Annotated in this window: 13 protein-coding genes; 4 read left to right on the top strand and 9 right to left on the bottom strand. The window is 61.2% G+C overall.

Annotated features, from left to right (window positions below):
• Nucleotides 1-390: 390 nt before the first annotated feature.
• The 4 genes from A6A03_RS20425 to A6A03_RS13575 all read right to left on the bottom strand — a co-directional run bounded on the left by A6A03_RS20425 (nt 391) and on the right by A6A03_RS13575 (nt 4,137).
• The gene (locus A6A03_RS20425; RefSeq protein ID WP_156525339.1) at nt 391-717 is read right to left on the bottom strand and encodes a hypothetical protein; all 327 of its coding nucleotides are present in this window, start codon (nt 715-717) and stop codon (nt 391-393) included.
• A gap of 135 nt (nt 718-852) precedes the next feature.
• The gene (locus tag A6A03_RS13565; protein WP_156525340.1) at nt 853-1,191 is read right to left on the bottom strand and encodes a HEPN domain-containing protein; all 339 of its coding nucleotides are present in this window, start codon (nt 1,189-1,191) and stop codon (nt 853-855) included.
• Nucleotides 1,192-1,263: 72 nt separating this feature from the next.
• The gene (locus A6A03_RS13570) at nt 1,264-1,611 is read right to left on the bottom strand and encodes a nucleotidyltransferase domain-containing protein (RefSeq protein ID WP_066789360.1); all 348 of its coding nucleotides are present in this window, start codon (nt 1,609-1,611) and stop codon (nt 1,264-1,266) included.
• Between the two features lie 78 nt (nt 1,612-1,689).
• Nucleotides 1,690-4,137 (bottom strand): hypothetical protein, encoded by a 2,448-nt coding sequence (locus A6A03_RS13575; RefSeq protein WP_066789424.1) that lies wholly within the window; start codon nt 4,135-4,137, stop codon nt 1,690-1,692.
• A gap of 60 nt (nt 4,138-4,197) precedes the next feature.
• On the opposite strand from A6A03_RS13575, the gene A6A03_RS13580 reads away from it, so the two are divergent.
• From A6A03_RS13580 to A6A03_RS13590, 3 genes are read left to right on the top strand one after another with little or no spacing between them, the layout of a single operon-like run.
• A complete protein-coding gene (locus A6A03_RS13580) occupies nt 4,198-5,358 on the top strand; it encodes an aminotransferase class I/II-fold pyridoxal phosphate-dependent enzyme (protein ID WP_066789362.1) in 1,161 nt (386 codons plus the stop codon).
• 24 nt (nt 5,359-5,382) lie between these two features.
• Nucleotides 5,383-5,700, top strand: a complete 318-nt coding sequence (locus A6A03_RS13585) for a hypothetical protein (protein WP_066789363.1) — start codon at nt 5,383-5,385, stop codon at nt 5,698-5,700.
• Nucleotides 5,697-7,772, top strand: a complete 2,076-nt coding sequence (locus A6A03_RS13590) for a hypothetical protein (protein ID WP_245668987.1) — start codon at nt 5,697-5,699, stop codon at nt 7,770-7,772. Before A6A03_RS13585 ends, A6A03_RS13590 begins: the two co-directional genes overlap by 4 nt.
• A 25-nt stretch (nt 7,773-7,797) precedes the next feature.
• Here A6A03_RS13590 and A6A03_RS13595 read toward each other — a convergent pair whose 3' ends face one another.
• Together A6A03_RS13595 and A6A03_RS13600 are read right to left on the bottom strand one after the other, a co-directional pair.
• Nucleotides 7,798-8,697 (bottom strand): hypothetical protein, encoded by a 900-nt coding sequence (locus tag A6A03_RS13595; protein WP_082908972.1) that lies wholly within the window; start codon nt 8,695-8,697, stop codon nt 7,798-7,800.
• The gene (locus tag A6A03_RS13600; protein WP_066789366.1) at nt 8,694-10,979 is read right to left on the bottom strand and encodes a hypothetical protein; all 2,286 of its coding nucleotides are present in this window, start codon (nt 10,977-10,979) and stop codon (nt 8,694-8,696) included. Before A6A03_RS13600 ends, A6A03_RS13595 begins: the two co-directional genes overlap by 4 nt.
• 176 nt (nt 10,980-11,155) lie before the next feature.
• Between A6A03_RS13600 and A6A03_RS13605 the strand changes: the two genes are divergently transcribed.
• Nucleotides 11,156-12,631: a Kelch repeat-containing protein gene (locus A6A03_RS13605; RefSeq protein ID WP_066789369.1), complete on the top strand. Its 1,476-nt coding sequence runs from the start codon at nt 11,156-11,158 to the stop codon at nt 12,629-12,631.
• A gap of 64 nt (nt 12,632-12,695) precedes the next feature.
• Here A6A03_RS13605 and A6A03_RS13610 read toward each other — a convergent pair whose 3' ends face one another.
• Genes A6A03_RS13610 through A6A03_RS13620 form a run of 3 tightly spaced genes read right to left on the bottom strand, consistent with a single transcriptional unit; the run spans nt 12,696 to nt 17,085 of the window.
• Nucleotides 12,696-13,889 (bottom strand): glycosyltransferase family 4 protein, encoded by a 1,194-nt coding sequence (locus A6A03_RS13610; protein WP_245668988.1) that lies wholly within the window; start codon nt 13,887-13,889, stop codon nt 12,696-12,698.
• The gene (locus A6A03_RS13615; RefSeq protein ID WP_066789371.1) at nt 13,889-15,049 is read right to left on the bottom strand and encodes a glycosyltransferase; all 1,161 of its coding nucleotides are present in this window, start codon (nt 15,047-15,049) and stop codon (nt 13,889-13,891) included. Before A6A03_RS13615 ends, A6A03_RS13610 begins: the two co-directional genes overlap by 1 nt.
• A complete protein-coding gene (locus A6A03_RS13620; RefSeq protein ID WP_245668989.1) occupies nt 15,049-17,085 on the bottom strand; it encodes a DUF6541 family protein in 2,037 nt (678 codons plus the stop codon). Before A6A03_RS13620 ends, A6A03_RS13615 begins: the two co-directional genes overlap by 1 nt.
• Nucleotides 17,086-17,189: the final 104 nt, after the last annotated feature.

Raw genomic sequence — 17,189 nt, forward strand, 5'->3', positions numbered from 1 at the left:
TCTGGGGGTGAGGGCCAGCAGCCCGCGCAGCGGGCTTCGTAAGCCTAGCCCGGCCCTTCAGGGCCGGGGATTAACGCCAGTGCGGCACCTCGTTGCCCCTCCCCCGCTGGGGGAGGGGCGATCCCTCTCCCCCAACTCCCGATCCCGCCGCACGGCGGCGCAGCCCCTTCCTGTCATTGCGAGGGGGCGTAGCCCCCGAAGCAATCTCCCGCTTTCACGTAGACCCATGGTTGGCAGACATCCCTCCCGCTCTAGCAGGGGATTGCGTCGCCGCGCGCAGCGCGGCTCGCAATGACAGCCGAGGTGCGGCGGTTCTCAGAATACCCAACAGCCCAGCATCAAACTGCTGGGCTGTTGGAGCGGGTGCTAACGTTGCTGCGAAGTAATGGATCAATTCGATATTTCAATACCTAGAATGCTATCCCATGGAATAAAGGTGACCTTTGTAGAGCTGACATCTACTAAACCACAAGCGCTATCTTCATCGATAATGTAGTCAACCGCCCATATATCGATAGTTCGCGCTGAACTCCAACTCGGCTGAGAAAAGACTCTAATTGGCTTTGCGCTACTGCTATTGGCAGAAGCAGGTTTCGCTAGTGGACGATACACTTTAGCATCTTCCGGTATCCTACCAATAATTTCCGACAACTCTGCCGTTGATACAGGGACAAGCCAACGCTTGATGAGCGCCCGCCACTGATTGCCAATGCTCACCCTAAACCTCCTGTTCTCTTTGCCCGACCGGATACTACCATCATATACGACATTTTTTTCTGTCAAGATTTAGCGGGGCAAAGAAAGGGGAGAGATTAGCGCGCCGATCTGAGAGATCGAATGAGCAGGCAAAGACTATTGCGGCCGCCCTGCTGCAAGGTACGATTGTAACCGATTCAACACGGCGTCTTTCACCATGGTTGCCCACGCGACGGCCTGCGCAACCATGGCTCGATCAACTATTTCAGCGCCGGGATAACGAAAATCAACCCCAAATGGGGTAAGCAATTCTGCATCGGCCAATTCTTGCGGTAAAGCGGCATCGGCTTGAGCGGCCAATTTCAACAGATAGCCAATATCGTGCGTTTTGGGAAAAGGGATTTGGTAGCGAACAAGGAGGGCTTTCAACCATTTTTCAGCCGCTTGTTGGGCGTGAAATGCGACGGCATAATAATCTGTTTGGTTTACCCCAATAACACCTCTGCCGCAAAACGATCGGCTTCAGCCTTCCGCAGCCACTCTTGCACAAAATCCCAGCGCACTTGCTCAGCGCTGCGCGGCATACACGATGCTCCCCCAACGATGGGCCGGATACGCTAATCCGCCAACGACATCTTTGGTTTCTTCAAATTCAGTCGTGCTCATAAACACGATTTGCAGGGCAAAACCTGCTTCCTCGCGCAATGGCCGCGTTAAACGCCATGCTTCTAAACGCGGCGGCGGCAGCGGCGTCACCACAAGTAAATCAACGTCGCTATCTTCACGCGGCTGGCCATAGGCTTGCGATCCGTAGAGAATCACACGCTCTGCATGAAATTGTTTGCCAAGCCGCTCAGCAACCGTCCGGATCCATTCGATAGGCACGGTTACGCGCGATTGGTTCGTGGGTGTCATAGGTCTTTAAGCCAGTCGGTTGATGAAAACTCTTGTTTGGTTAGTATATAAAAGCTATCAAAGACTGTCAAAGAGTGCTCATCCTCCTTCACCTCCTATCTCACCACCCGGCCAGCGGTAGCGCACTCCCGGCGGCAAGCGCAGCGTCTCGTCGCCGAGCCGGCCCAGTCCAAAGGTCGCGCCATCGGCGCTGCGCTCCAGCCGGGCATAGTCCGTCCACTGCACGATCCAGCCGTTGCGGAGGATGTCGCCGCTGAGCGGTTGGCCGAGGCTGGTCAGCAGCTCTGCCGGAACGGCATAGCCGGGGCAGAGAGTATCTGCCGAGGTTCCATCAGCACAGTGCGCGCTGCGATTCGTTTCAGCGAGATACAATTCTCTACCCAACGGGCGAAGGTGGATGGCACTGCCGTGTGTTTCGAGACATACCCGTTCAAAGCATTGCAACCATCCCCACCCAAACGGCACCGCCGGCGTGAGCGGCCAGCCGGCCCGTTCGACCGCGCCGAGTTCGGCCCATGTTTGCAGCAAGCGCGCCGGCACGAAATAGCCGGTTTCGGCGAAGAAGGCGCCGCCTTGCCCTTCGACCGCCAGCGTAGCTACCGGCTGCGGCGCGATCAGGTCGTTCCCGGCCCGATCGCGCAAGCCAACGGCCAGTTGGTACGTGCCGGGCAGCAGTTCGAGCGGTAACGCGATCGGTTGCATGTGTTCGATGGGAGCGGCGGTTGGCCAGCGCGCCGGCGGCAGCGCGCCGTAGAGCAAAGGCAGCTCGCTGTGGGCAGCGACGCGGTCGCCGGCAAAGAGCACCCGCACTACAACAGTCAGACCTTCCGCCGGTTGCGGCGCGATCCGCTGCCACTGTAAACTGAGCGCGATCAGTTGGCCGGGTTCGTAGGCCGCGCCGAGCGGCGGGGCCAGTTGCACCCCGGCCAGTTGCACCCCGCCTGTCGCCACCGGCTGCAACGGCGGCTGGGCCGGCCCGGTGGCGACCGGACGGTAGCGGTCGATCACGCCAAGCGAACCGTCTTGGGCGTAGCGGTGGCGAATGATCGCGATCATCTCTGGGGTCAGCCAGTTGCCAAGGTAGTCGAGCAAGACCAGCGGTAGCTCGCCGTTAGCCAGCTCACGCAGGATAGCGGTCTGATCGGCGAGCCCTTGATCGAGCAACTGGCGAAACTCGAACACCGGGATGCGAGCGGTGACGCCAGCGCCACTAGCCAGACCGGGCAAGTCGGTGAAGATGACTGGGCCGGCAGCTTGGGCTTCGGCGGCGAGGGAGGCATCGACGCGAGCCAGCGCCGCCAACACTGCCGCTTCGCGCTGCGCATCGGCCCACACCCCGTATTGACCGACCACCATGCGCGGCGGGCTCGGTTCGATCAACCCCGCCGGACGCAGCCGGTTGGCGTCCCACAACGGCGGGTAGTAGAGCAGGCTCGCGATGAGCAACGTACTCAACCCAGCCAGCGCCGCCGCGCTAGGCCAGTGCGACCGGGGAGCGCCGGCCAGCGTGCGCCATCCGATCCCGGTCAGCCAAATCAGGCCGGCGTACCATTCAAAGAAGTAGTTGGCATACGCGCCGACCTTGCCCACGCCGATCGCGCCAAGCGTGCCGGCCAGCAGATAAGCGAGGGCCGGAATCAGAGCTACCCGCTGCCCGGCGCGCCACGCCACCACCGTACCGATCAGCGCCGTAAGCAGCAATGGCCAGCGCAAGGCCAATTGCTGCCGCCAAAACTCAACCGCCAGCGCCAGCTCCCAGCGGTTGGCGTTGGCCGCCACCACGTGCAGCAAAAACCACCCCTGCGTCACCCACGCCAACCCCGCCACCACCCCGCCGCCAGCCAGCGCCGCCGTCGCGAGAAAGGCCAGCAAGGCGCGACGGGCATGCGCTTCGGGGTGGGAACGGAGTTGGATCCATCCGGCGAGCAGGAGCACACCGGCAGCCAGCGGCCCGGCGATCAGCGACGGCTTGGTCAAGAGGCAGCCAACCGCCAAGAGACCGGCCAGCGCGCCGCGCCAGATCGGCGGCAGCCGCTCGTGGCCGGCCACCCACACGGCCCACAACCCCAACGCCACGCCGAGCAAATCCACCCGCATCAGCGGCATCCACTCGCGCACCACCGGCACGGCCAGCCAGAACAGCGCCAGCCATGCCCCGCGCTTCCCAATCAGCGCCGCCAGCGCCGCAGCGCTCGCCAGCGCGCCAAACAACGCCACCAGCCTCCCCGCCGCCAGCGGCGCGCCGGTGAGCCACGACATCCCGGCGCTCAGCAAGAGGTACAGCGGCGGATAATTGACGATCAAAAATGGCGCTTGGGCTGGATCAGCGTAGAGACGCCAGATCGGTTCACCGCCGGCCAAGCGGCTCACCTGCGCCAACAGCGGCCCTTCACCGTAATCGAGCGGGAAAGGGAAAGCGAGCAACAACCGAACGTGCTCAGCAGCGTACCACAGATAGAGCGCCAGCAACCCGGCCAGCGCGCCGAGCATCACCCAATGCAACCAACGTAAGGCAGAACGTCTCATGGTAAGATAGAACTCGCTGAGCAATGGCGCTCAGCCACGATACCACTAAGGAGAGCCTCTATGACCAGCCAGCGCATTGCGCGGCGCATCCGCGCCGTCCCGCCATCGGGCATTCGCCGCTTCTTCGATATTGCCGCCACCATGCCCGACGTGATCTCACTCGGTGTCGGCGAGCCTGATTTTATCACGCCGGAGCATATTCGCGCCGCCGGCCAAGCCTCAATTGACCGCACCACCGCCTACACCTCCAACTCTGGCCTGCTCGAACTGCGCGTCGCGCTGGCCGAGCACCTCAACCGCCGCTATGGGGTGCAGTACGACCCCGAAACCGAGCTGCTGATCACCGTCGGCGTCAGCGAAGCGATGCTCGGCGCCGCGCTGGCCCTGCTCGACCCCGGCGACGAGGTGCTGATGCCGGAGCCATGCTTTGTCTCTTACCCGGCATGCGTCACCTTCGCCGATGCGCGCGTCGTTTATGTCCCAACCAGCGTCGCCGACGGCTTTCAAGTGACCGGCGCGGCGCTGGAAGCAGCGGTCACGCCGCGCACCAAAGCGATCCTGATCGGCTATCCCAACAACCCGACCGGCGCGGTGCTCAGCCGCGAACGGCTGTTGGAAGTGGCAGCGGTAGCCGAACGCCACGACCTAATCGTCATCTCAGATGAGATCTACGACCGGCTGGTCTACGGTGTCGAGCACACCTGCTTCGCGGCCCTGCCCGGCATGCGCGAGCGCACCGTGCTGCTCGGCGGCTTCTCGAAAGCCTACGCTATGACCGGCTGGCGGCTAGGCTGGCTCGCCGCTCCGGCTGAAATCACCGCCGCGGTGCGCAAGTTCCACCAGTACGCGATTATGTCGGCCCCAACCATGAGCCAGTACGCTGGCCTTGAAGCCATCTTGCACGGCGAAGAGGCGGTGCAAGAGATGGTGCGTGAATACGACCGCCGCCGCAAGGTGATCGTGGCTGGCCTCAACAGCATTGGCCTGCCCACTTTCGAGCCGCAAGGCGCTTTCTACGCCTTCCCGCAGATCAGCCATCTCGGTCTGAGCAGCGAAGCGTTCTGCGAGCAGTTGCTGCACAGCGAGCAGGTGGCCGTCGTGCCGGGAGACGCCTTCGGGCCAAGCGGGGCCGGTTACGTGCGCGCTTGTTACGCCACCGCAATGAACAAGATCGAAGAGGCATTGGAACGGATTGAGCGATTCGTCCGCCGGATTGGGTAGGGGCGACACACACCGAGGTACACTATGCCATCGCGCAACAACGAGACCGCCACCGAACTACGCTGCTCGCTCACCGGACGGCCACTCACGCCGGAAGAGGCCTATTGGGCGCCGCCGCTGATCACTGCCCGCGAGTTGGTGACCACCTTTTTCAAAACGCTGTTCACCAACCCGGCAGCGCTAGGCGCGATCTTTCTCAGCGAATTGCCCGACGTCCCCTACGCCCCTGAAGCGCGCCCGCTGCTGGCCCGCCGCCGTTCGGTTGAACAGGCCAAGTTGCTGGCGCTCTTGCTGGTGATTGCAATCGTGGTCGTTGGGTTGATCTTCTGGCTGGTGCGGTGAACGAGCACGACGTTCGCCCAACAACAATGCTCTCTAATCCCGCCGCGCAGCATCCGCTCGTCGCGCTCAGCGCGGGCCGGCGCTGGTTGCTGAGCGGATTGCTGCTGGCAGCGATCGTAGCTTGGCTCCCCGCCGGACGGGTGTTATTGGCGACCGGCTTGTGGCTGATCGCGCCGGGGTACCTGCTCGAACGCAGCATGCCCGGCCCGCGCCCGCCGTGGCTACTGCGGGTCACGCTATGGGTGGGTATCAGCCTGAGCCTTGTGCCGCTTGGGTACCTGTGGGTCACGGCGGTGGGCGGATCATTGCCGGCGCCGGTGCTGATCATTAGCGCCATCCTGCTGGCGCTAGCAGCAAGTTGGGCGGCGTGGCGCGACCTTGCCGGCGTGCAGGGCCAGCCATCCGCCGCGACGTGGCTGCTGATGATTGTGCTGGCGATCGGCGCATGGCTGCGGGCCGAACAGATCGCCGATCTCGCCCTGCCAGCGTGGGTCGATTCGGTGCATCACGCCCTGATGGTGCGCGTCGCCGTCGAAACCGGGCGCGCGCCGTGGACGCTCACCCCTTACCTGCCGGTGGTCGAGATGCCCTACCACTGGGGCTATCACGTGGTGATCGCGGCGGCTTGGCATCTGAGCGGCGGTGCATTGCCCGACGTGATGCTCTGGAGCGGGCAGTTGCTCAACTGGTTACAGAATGTGGCCGCGGCAGCGCTGGCGCTGCTCTGGTGGCGGCGACCGAGTGCGGCGGTGGTGGCCGCTGCGATCGTTGGTTGCATCTCGTGGATGCCAGCGTATTATGTTTCGTGGGGCCGCTACACCCAACTGACCGGCTTGTTGCTGCTGGCAGCGCTGGCGATTGCGTGGCAACAGTGGCTTGACAGCACCCACCGCCGTGAACGCACCGGTTGGCTGGCGCTGGCGGCGCTGATCGCGGCCGGGTTGAGCCTCGTTCACATGCGCATCTTCGTCTTTGGCGGCGCGCTGCTCGCGGCGCAGAGCATCGTATGGAGCTTGCGCCAATCGCGACGCACCATCATCGCGCACGTCGCGCAAGCATTGCTGGCCGGTATCGCTGCGGTGGCATTAGCTGGGCCATGGTGGTGGCTGCTGCTGCGCCGGGTGCTAGTACCGGCGGCAGCTGGCGCCCAAAGCCTCACCACCGGCGGTTCGTATGCCCAGCTCAACTACGATCTGATGTGGATCGGCCCAAACGAATGGCTGGTAGCGCTAGCCTTGATCAGCGGCGCCATTGGCGTGGCCCGCCGGCAAGCCGCTACCGCGGTGCTTATGCTCTGGGTGGGAGGGTTAGCAGTGCTGACCAACCCATGGCTGGTTAGCTATCTCGCGCCGCCGGCAGGTCTTGCCCTTCTGATTTACAGCCTCACGCAGCGCAAGTGGCTGTGGAGCGGTGTTGGTGTGCTCTTGCTGGCGATCAACCCGGCGACCGTGCGCTTGCCCTTCCTCTGGCTGTTGCCAGTTGACATTGCTGCGATCAGTCTCTTTCTCCCCCTCAGCAGCCTGATCAGCGGCGGGGTAGCGTTGATCTGGCCGGCCCAGCGCCGCTGGTGGCAGATTGGCGGCACGGCGGTATTACTGGGGCTGGCGTTGTGGGGTGCCAACCAACAGCGCGCCATCGTCAACCCCATCACCGTCTTAGCGACGGCTGCCGACCGAGAAGCAATCGCGTGGGTGGCTGGCAACACCGACCCTACGGCCCGCTTTTTGATCAACGCTGCGCCATGGCTCCCGGGAGTCGCCCGCGGCAACGATGGCGGCTGGTGGATCATGCCGCTCACCGGGAGGTGGACGAGTACGCCACCGGCGCTGTTTGTGTATGGCGATGCGGCATCAGTCCAAGCTACGCGCCAACGCAGCCAACAGATCATCGACTACGGGAACGGGCAAGCGATCGATCTCGAGCGCTTGATTGCTACTGAGCAGATCGACTACATCTACACTTCACCCAAGGGGCCGCTGCGTCCCGAACTCTTTGCTAGCCGGCCCGGCTATGAGGTAGCGTTTGCCGAAGGGGGTGTGGTAATCTATCGGGTTGCACCTGATCGGAGATAATCAGCCGTAACGCGCTTTGTGACCTCTATGGCAATGCCACACTCCACCACTCACGCCCCATACCTAACGCCACCAGATAGATCGCGCACACAATGCTGAAAAGCGTATCAAACCGCTGCCAGCGGCGCGGCTGCGGGCGAACGGCAAAGCTTGCGATACCGATCAACACCAAGATGAGTAACCCGCTCCCGGCGATATAGAGCCGGTAGAGCGGCGTTGCCCGATCCACTACCCCGTGGGTAAACCGCAGCAAGTTCTGCAAATCGGCGGCAATCGGACCATCGGGTGGGAAAGCCGGCGCCAGCGGCGCCAACAGCGCCGCAAACGGGTTGAACGCAACGGCGACGACAACCGGTGAGGTGGGTTGCGTATCCCAGACCGCAATCACCACCCCAGCGACCAACCACATCATGAGCACACTATACGCCAAAAACAGCGCTGCCGGCGGATTGCGCACCACCGTCACCCAACACACACCATACGCACCGCTGAGTAACACCGTCACCACAATCACGGCAAACGCCCACCCGATCTCTGGCAAGCTCAGACTGCCAAAGAGTGGCAGCAAGCTAAAGAAGGGCAAGGTGAGCACGATGGCAAGGATCATCACGGCCCACACTACCAGCAAGCGCGCCACCAAGACGGTCAAGTTCATCTTTGACTGTAAGCCAACCGTATAAGCACTCACCGCCAACAGGGGAGAAAGCAGCATCACCCATCCCTGCAACGCCAAACAGAGACTCGTGGCGAAGAGGCGGCCAATTTGCGCATTCAAGAGCGGCAAGGCAGCCAGAGTCGCCATTCCTGCCAGTTGTCCCGTTCTCTGCGCAGTCAGCAACATCACCAGTACGGTGCTGATGAAGAGCAGCAGAATGCGGCGCCGTTGGATAAGCTGCTGCCACTCTTCGCGTAACGCCGCTCTCATGGCAACACTCCCTGCACCCCACCCGTCGCGACGACGCAACCCAGTCGATCGAGCCCGCCGCTGAGCCGGAGCCGCACCTCGCCGAAACGCAGATACGGTTCAGCATCAGTCATCGTCATAGTCGAAAGCGGATTGAAGGCGACGGCGTCCCATGCCCCCGTTACCCAATTGTAAGCGCGAAGGGCGAGGTTCACATTGCTCGTGGCGCCAGCGGGACTAAGCCGTACCTGTATGGCGCTCGCCCGTAGCGACGACAAATCAGGCGGCAAGCGCAGACGGATCTCGGCTATCTCACCGCTCAACTGCACACCTTGGCCATTGAGGCATGGCGATGCTTCAGATCCGGCAGGATCGAGGCGCAACCATCCCACTGGCAGCGAAAGTTCACCCTGCCCCCGAATCGGCGGTCGCATGACCAAGAGCGTTTCAACCGACCCAATTGAGGGTTGTACCGGCACCGTTGGATCGCGATCCAGCCACGCCAGCACAAACGGCCCCGGATCAAAGCGTGTGGGTAACGCTGCCACTGCCGCATCGGCCAAGGCGGCCCGGATTTGTGCTGCCTTTTCCATGTCGCCATCAATCAGCAAGCCATTCTCCTGCAAATCCTTGATCACTAATTGACCGAGCGACAGACCAGCAGCAGCAGGCGTAAACAGCACCGGCCAGCGCGCGACCGAGCGCGCGCCGGGGCGCAGTGTGCCAAAGAACAACAACTGATCTCCATACACGACGAACACATCGCGTAGGGTATACTGGCTATCATTCTGCATATCAACCCGCAACCGTCCTTGATCAACCACCAACGTCGATCGCACTACCGGCGCAGGAATGAGTGCCGTTGTCCACAAAGCCTGCGTTTGCCAAGGCGCTAACTGCCGCTCTAGCTGCGTTGTCATCTGCGCCAAGCTCTCACTGCCGCCTCCCGGCGAACCATCGCTGCCAGCAATGATGAATGGACGGGCAATCACCGGATTAGTAAACACCATCGTTTCCGTGCGCGGCATCGCCGAAAGCATCACGCTGATCGTCTGCGCTTGCGCTCGTTCACTATCGATCACTTCAATCAATGTCATCCGCAAAGCGCTGTACGCCGGAGCAGCATTTGCGTTGGCCCACCACAACCCAACACCGGCGCTAATGAGCGCAACCAACAGCAAGCTCATTGCCGGCGCAAAACGCCGCCAGCGCCAAAACCCTAACGCTAGCAACACCATCGCGAGCGCGTACCACGTGAGCGCCGTCAAACCTTGGGCAAACGCCGGGATAGCGATCTGCGGCAGCGCATCGAGCGCCGGTGTAAGCATTTGTAGCTGCCACGGCGTTATTTGGGCGCTCGCGCCGGCCGGCGTTGCTACGAACAACACCGGCTGCGCCAGCGCCGTCCAGAATTGCTCACGACCGGCCCAAGCGGCTAGCGCTTCCGGCGCAAACGCGAGTTGGGTCACGCGACCGCGGCCAACCGCATATTCCACCCATGCCGGCGCCGCCGGATCGCCGCGGTACTGTGCTCCGGTGACCGGCGCCAGCTTCACGCCCAGCAAAGGTGTATTCAGTGACGATTTACCAAGGGTAACTACTGGTTCGCGATCGATGACGGCAGCGCCAGTGATCGTCGCTGCTTGCAACGCCGGCGGCAGTGCTGCTTGCAGCGCAATTGCGGCTGGCCCGCCGCCGATAATGAGATGGCCGCCATTGTAAACCCACGCCAACAGCGCGGTTTGTTGCGCCGCCAATAACGGCCCATCCAGCTCAAACAAGGCTAATACGCTTAGGTTGCTCAGACCAAGGTGATGATCCGGCAGATTGGCGACCCGTAAGCTGCCGGCAGCGAACAGATCACTGGTTACCGGTGAGGTGCCTACTACTGCTCGCATCCGTTCCACCGGTCGCAGCAGCAGCGCCACCTCTTGCCGGTCAACGATGAGCCCATCGATGGCGAGCGTAACGAACACGGCGCGCGCCGGCTGGGCCAGAAAGACGTACAGCCACAGCGATTGTTGCGTTTGCGCAGCTAACCGCAGCGTGCGCGCATACTGGATCGTACTGTCCGCTGGCGTCGCCGTCACCGTCACCATCGCTGCCGACAGACCTTGATTGCGCAGTGTCACCCGTAACGGAAGCCACTGGCCTACAACGTATTGCCCAGCAAAGGGGGTGCCCAGTTCGAGCGAAACTGTAGGCTGCGCCATCGCTACGCGAAATGACGTGATCTGTGCGGCCAATAAGCAGACCGCTACTAGGCTGAGCAGGACTGTGAGACGCAACCGGCGTACAATCATAATGGCAAGTCTGAAACGCGAGAATGATATTGCCTCATTATACGAGAAGGCTTGCACGCCGTCACAGCATTCAAACCGGCGATGCGCAATCAACGCCGTACCTTCCTGCTCGCACTGTGGCGCTGATGCATGTGTTATGATCAACGCAAAGCGGCGAAGTTATCACTCATGCAATTATGACGAACGAAAGCCCAATCAGCGAACGCGAGCGCGAAATTCTGCGACTGGTTGCGACCGGCGCTACCAACCAGCAGATCGCAATCGCCTTGAATATTAGCGTTAACACGGTCAAGGTCCATCTCCGCAATATCTTCGCCAAGATCGGCGTCGAATCGCGGACTGAGGCCACCGTGTATGCGATCCGTACCGGGATCGTAACGGTAGGAGAAGCAGGGCTGGCATCCACTGATGAAGCGGTATCGGCGCTCGAACCAGTGCCGTTTGGCCCACCCCAACCAGTGGATCACAACCAGACACCCGTTCCTTTAAGTGAGCCAGTCTCAGAGGTACCGGTCATTGCGCCGGCGACGATCCCAGAGCCGGCGCCACCTGCGTCCTTGCCCCCGCAAGCGCCAGCGCCAAACCCTTCTATCGCCGGGCAAGACGTGCAAGATACGGTAACGGCGCCAACTCCTCCGGCCCGCCCTATTATCCGTTTCTTCTCTTGGCTGATTGGCCTCACTGCGGTGTTGGTGATCATCATTACGCTCTTCGTAGCGACTGCGCGTCCCACAAGCAACCCATCACTAACCACAAATCCAACCGCCACATCACGTCTCAACCCCGAACAACGCTGGTTTACCCGCCAACCGCTCAACGATCCGCGTGATAATTTCGCCCTCACCGGCTATGACCTTGAACGCCGGCTGTATGTGATCGGCGGGCAACGCGATGGCAGCACCGTTGCTACGGTCGATCGTTACGATCCTGAAACGAACCGCTGGGTGACGTTGACCGATAAACCAACCGCTGTGAGCCATGCGCGCGCCATCACATTGCGAGGCTTGATCTTCGTCCCCGGTGGCGAAGATAGCACTGGCGCCGTGATTGACCGGCTCGAAATCTATGACCCGCGCGAACAACGCTGGTATACCGGCGCAGCCTTGCCGGCGCCACGCAGCCGCTATACCCTAGCGGCATGGGAAGGGCAGTTATACCTGATTGGCGGCTGGGATGGCACCTCGATCCGTAATGAAGTGTTTATCTACGACCCCATCATTGATCGGTGGGAAACGGGGCCAGCCTTGCCCCAACCACGTCGCAATGCCGGCACAGCCATCGCTGGCGGTCGCCTGTATATTATCGGTGGCGAAGGCGTCAACGGCCCGCTGCGCGAGAGTGCGCGGCTTGAACCAAGCACCGATCCCAACCGGCGTTGGATTGCCATCGCGCCGCTGCCGCAACCAATTGCCCGTCCCGCCACCATTGCACTATCAAGCACGTTGCTCGTGTTTGATGGTGAGCGCCGCGAAGGGCTGACCTACGATATTGCCGCCGATGCGTGGAGCCGCACACCGCTGCCCCCGGAAGCCCATGTCTTTCCCGATGCCGTGTTGCTCGATGCCAGCATCTATTTTGTTGGCAATCGGCAAGCACAGGGGATGTTGAGCGAATATCGCGCCCTCTACGTCATTTTCATTCCCGGCCAGTAGGGCAGTTAGCGAGCTACCCTACTGGATGTAGAGTGCGGCAGTCAAACGGCCGCACTCCATGCTACTACACCGCCTCATAAATCGCCATCCACCGCTCGGCCAGTCGATCCCAGTCATACCGCCGGGCATGCGCGATCGCCGCTGCCGCCATCGCAGCGCGGCGGGCCGGGTCGTTCAGCAGTTCCTCAATCGCGTTCGCTAGCGCCTTGACGTTACCGGGCGACACAAGCATCCCCGCTGCGCCAAAATCGAGCATTTCGGCCCGATCACCCACATCGCCGGTAATGACCGGCACGCCTACGGCCAGACTCTCGATAATCTTCAGCGGTGAACGAGCCAGCGCAACCGAGTCATTCCGCACAGGGTCGACACTCACATCGGCAAGCGACAACAACGCGCGCACCATCGGATACGGGACATGGCCGGTAAAAATGACCCGATCACGCCACGGTTGCTGGGCCGTATACGCTTGGAGCAATGGCAAATCTTCGCCGCCGCCGATCAGCAACATGACAGCTCCCGGATGCCGTTCAGCGACCTGCCCAAACGCCGCGAACAGCAAATCAACCGGATGGTTGTGCAACGCCAGCGTACCGGCATAGGCGATCACTGGCCGGCCAGCCACCCCCAACGCCGCCGCCAACGCCGCGCGGATCGCCACTGGCGGCGCGGTAAACTTGTCGCTATCAACCCCATTCGGCACAATCACACACGGTTGCCCGGCGCGCGCCATCCGCTCGGCTAAATAACGGGTATTCACGGTCAAGCCAACCGCTATCCGCGGCAGTAGCCACTGCCAGAAGGCAAACACTGCTCGTTGCCACCCAGCGGTCAACCGGTTGGCGGTCACTTCATCGTCGTCGCAATCGACCAACAAAGGCCGGCGGCGCAGCAGGCGCACCGCAATCAATGCCGCCATGCCATTAATTGGCTGCGGCTTCCCCAAATGATACCAATCAGCCGGCGAGCACAGCACACCCCAGATCATGCCGAGCGTTGCCTGTACGACCACCAGCAGCAATTGCCACGGGCTAAACCGCACCGGCACGTTGCCAACCTTGCGGGCATGCATCTGGCCGACATACCAGACTTCAACCCCATCAACGACGAAGCGACGCTGAGCGCATGTCGCAAAATCGGGATGGAGCGCCAGCAACCGCACCTGCATACCACGCCGGACGAGGCCACGGGCAATATTGAAATATCGCCGTCCACCGGGCCGGTCAAGCCCCATCGGTAAGAGAAAGACAACCCGCACTACTTGGTCGCTCCTTGCAAATCACGCGCTAGTTCGGTAATAATCGCTACCAACTGCGGCCACGACTCGGCCCGCTCGGCAGTGGCGGCTTGCACATTCGCGGTCAAGATTGGGCCAAGATCCTCTTGGAAATAGCGTACAATCGCACGCGCTAATGCCGTAGCATCTTGCGGCGGCACAATCAGGCCGTTGACCCCGTCATGCACCACTTCGGGCAAGCCGCCGACATTCGTCGTAATTACCGGCTTGCCAAATCCAAACGCCAACTGCACCACTGCGCTCTGCGTGGCTGAAATGTAAGGGAGCACAACGACATCGGCTGCCGTAAAGATAGGCAACAGTTCTTCGTTCGGCACATAGCGATTCACAAACGTGATCGCATCAGCCACCCCAAATTCAGCCGCATACCGTTGATAATAGGTTAACGAGCCCCAGATTTCTCCTACGACCAATAGATGCGCATCGATCTGCTCGCGCACGTGCGCCATCGCCTGTATCAGATACTCTAGGCCTTTGTATGGCCGCACAAAGCCAAAAAAGAGCAACAGCCGGCGGTGGTCAGGCACTTGCCATTGTGTGCGTAACGTACTTGCCGCCGCAGCCGCTTCATGCAAGATCGGTTCGTACGTCGGCAAAAACGCTTTGACAATTTTCGCGTATGGCATCAATGCCCGCGCGCGATACCGATCAAGTTCGCTATGCACAATTAAGGCATCAGCACGCCGTAACACCGCCCACGCCAATCGCCGGTCAATCACGCCGCCGCCATCATGCGGCAACACGTTATGACAAATCATCGCGATCTTGGTCGCCGGTGGACGCTTGAGCAAGCTCGAAATCACCGTCAGGCTCGGCGTCCAATATGGTACCCACCATTGCAAGAGCAGCAGATCGGGCCGATCGGCCCGCACCCGCCGTACCAAACGCCACCACGTCAGCGGGTTGATTGGATCGAGCAGGTACTCGCAATCGACTCGCAGCGGCACATTGCTCGGATCGCGGTCGCTACGACCGGGAAAGAGGAGAGCCGGATATTGGCGGGTAAAGGAATAGAAGAACGTGGTATGGCCGGCGGCGCGCAAATAACGCACCAGCAGCGTCGTATAATGCGCGATCCCGCCGCGAAACGGATAGGTTGGGCCAACAACTGCCAGACGCACTAGCGAATTCTCCAAATACTCACGCCGTCTTGGCGATAGATTAACTCGTAAAACGGCGCTGCATCGATCTGTACCGGGTCAAGATACTCACCGGATGGGTTAGCCGCTGGGCCATTATAAAGATAACGAAACCCTAACGCGCGTAACTCTGCCGCCGCCTCGGCGCTGCCAATGGGGTAACGCTGGATAGCCCGATGTTGTTCAGCGATCAGCGACAGCAAGTTGGGCGGATCAACCGCCTCAAACCCCACTGCCATCGGCAAGAGATTGGTGCGACGTCCGGTGAGAAAGGTCAGCCACCATCCACCATCGTTGCCGGCATACACATACCCGCCGTATGCCGGAAATCCGTTCACGAAAATGGCGGCATCCGGCGGCAGGTTGTCACGGATCCACGCAGCGGCCTGAAGATCAGCGGGTGTGGCGAGTTGGTAATTATAATCAACCATTGCCGCTTGGATCTGCGCCCCCCAGCCAACCACCACCAAGCCGGCTACGATCTGAACGGTCATCATCGTCGCGCTCAGGCGCCATTGCGATTGTCTGATTATCAGCGCCACCAACCGCATCAGCGCCAACAGACCGGCGCCGGCTACCGGCGTAACAACGAGATAGGCGCCAATCAAGACGGCAAAGGCGGTAATCAAGCCTTGCCCGGTTAAGCCGAGCAATTGCGGATTTGCTACGAGCCACGCCAGCCCGGCCCATACTGCCAGTACCAGTCCCCCGCTCTTTCGCTGCCACAGCAGGCTGGCTAGACCAATCGCGGCTAACGGGAAGAGACCATATTGAAACGCTGCACCGATAATTTCTAGGGCAATAGGATTGCGCGTCTCGACATCAGTAGTGACAATCTGCGCCGCCATGCGTGTGATTTGGCCCTGCTGCACGCGCCACAACCACGGCCACGCCAGTAACGCCGCCCCCAACGCGCCCAAGACGCCAACGCCGCCCAACCGCCCCAACGTCCGCCAGCTCACCAGCCCTGATCGGCTCAACGCCACGAGCGTATACGTCACCACAAAGCAGATTGCTAAGATCGCCACTCGATAGTGGCTGAACGCTAATCCGGCGCTCGCAATGCTGGCCAGTGCTAACGGCGCTGCCAAGGATCGCCATGAACGCCGCGCCTGCAATGCGCCATCGATCAATCCCATCCACGCGATTGCTGCTGCCGGCAAGACGGTCTGCCCGGCCAGTTGGGTATACCGGCCCCAATTTACGTAGTAGGCCGGATAGAGGCTGAGAAAGCCTACTACGACCGCTGCCCACAAGCCGGTTAGGCGAGAGTTGGTCAACCGCGCCGTCAACAGGTAGAACAACGGCGCTGCCAAACCGCTCATCACTTGCCCAACCAATACCACCGCCTGCGTCGCCGGAATGCCAGCCAGCCAGTGCCACCATGCCGCCATGGCATGAAACGCATAGTGGTAGGTAAAGGTCACTGCCGGCGCGTATGGCTGCCACGATCGAAACAGACCGCCATTGTCGATCAACAATTGGGTAATGACAGTGTGATGGTATGAATCGCCAAACAACCCTACCGGCACATCCCGCACAGCGAAGAGGCGTACCCCTACTGCGGCCACGCTTAGCAGAGCTACCATCCAGCCAATGAGGCGACGTTGGCCGCGAGCTGGCCGGCGTATCCGTGACGCTGGCCAGAGGGCCAGCACCGCAAAGATGATCATCACCAGCCACGCTGCAAGGCTGTTCCAGCGCCAGCCGATCGGCTCGCTTATCAACAACAAGAATGGGATGACAGCACAACTCAGGCTCGCCGCATACGCTAACCGCTCAAACCAGAGCAACGGGCCCGGATGCAGCCAACGCAAGACGGCGAGACCGGGAAGGGTAAAGAGGAGCACACCGCTCAGTACCGCCAGTAGTGAGCTTATCAATGACCACGGCGCCCACCAGAGCAATCCCGGCACGGCCATGCTGATGATCGCCGCCAGCCAGATCGCAGTTAACCAGATTGCTGAACGGGGAAACGCACGTTGATTTGCAACCATCATCGTCTCAATATGTTTCACGTCGCATTCAATGCCGCACGGGCCGGTTTATTGTAGCATGCTTGCCGCCGCCGCAAACAAGAGTGCTGCCATCTAGCTCGTCTCCTTACCCAAGAGCAAGAACG

Source organism: Chloroflexus islandicus (assembly GCF_001650695.1).
Lineage (GTDB): Bacteria > Chloroflexota > Chloroflexia > Chloroflexales > Chloroflexaceae > Chloroflexus > Chloroflexus islandicus.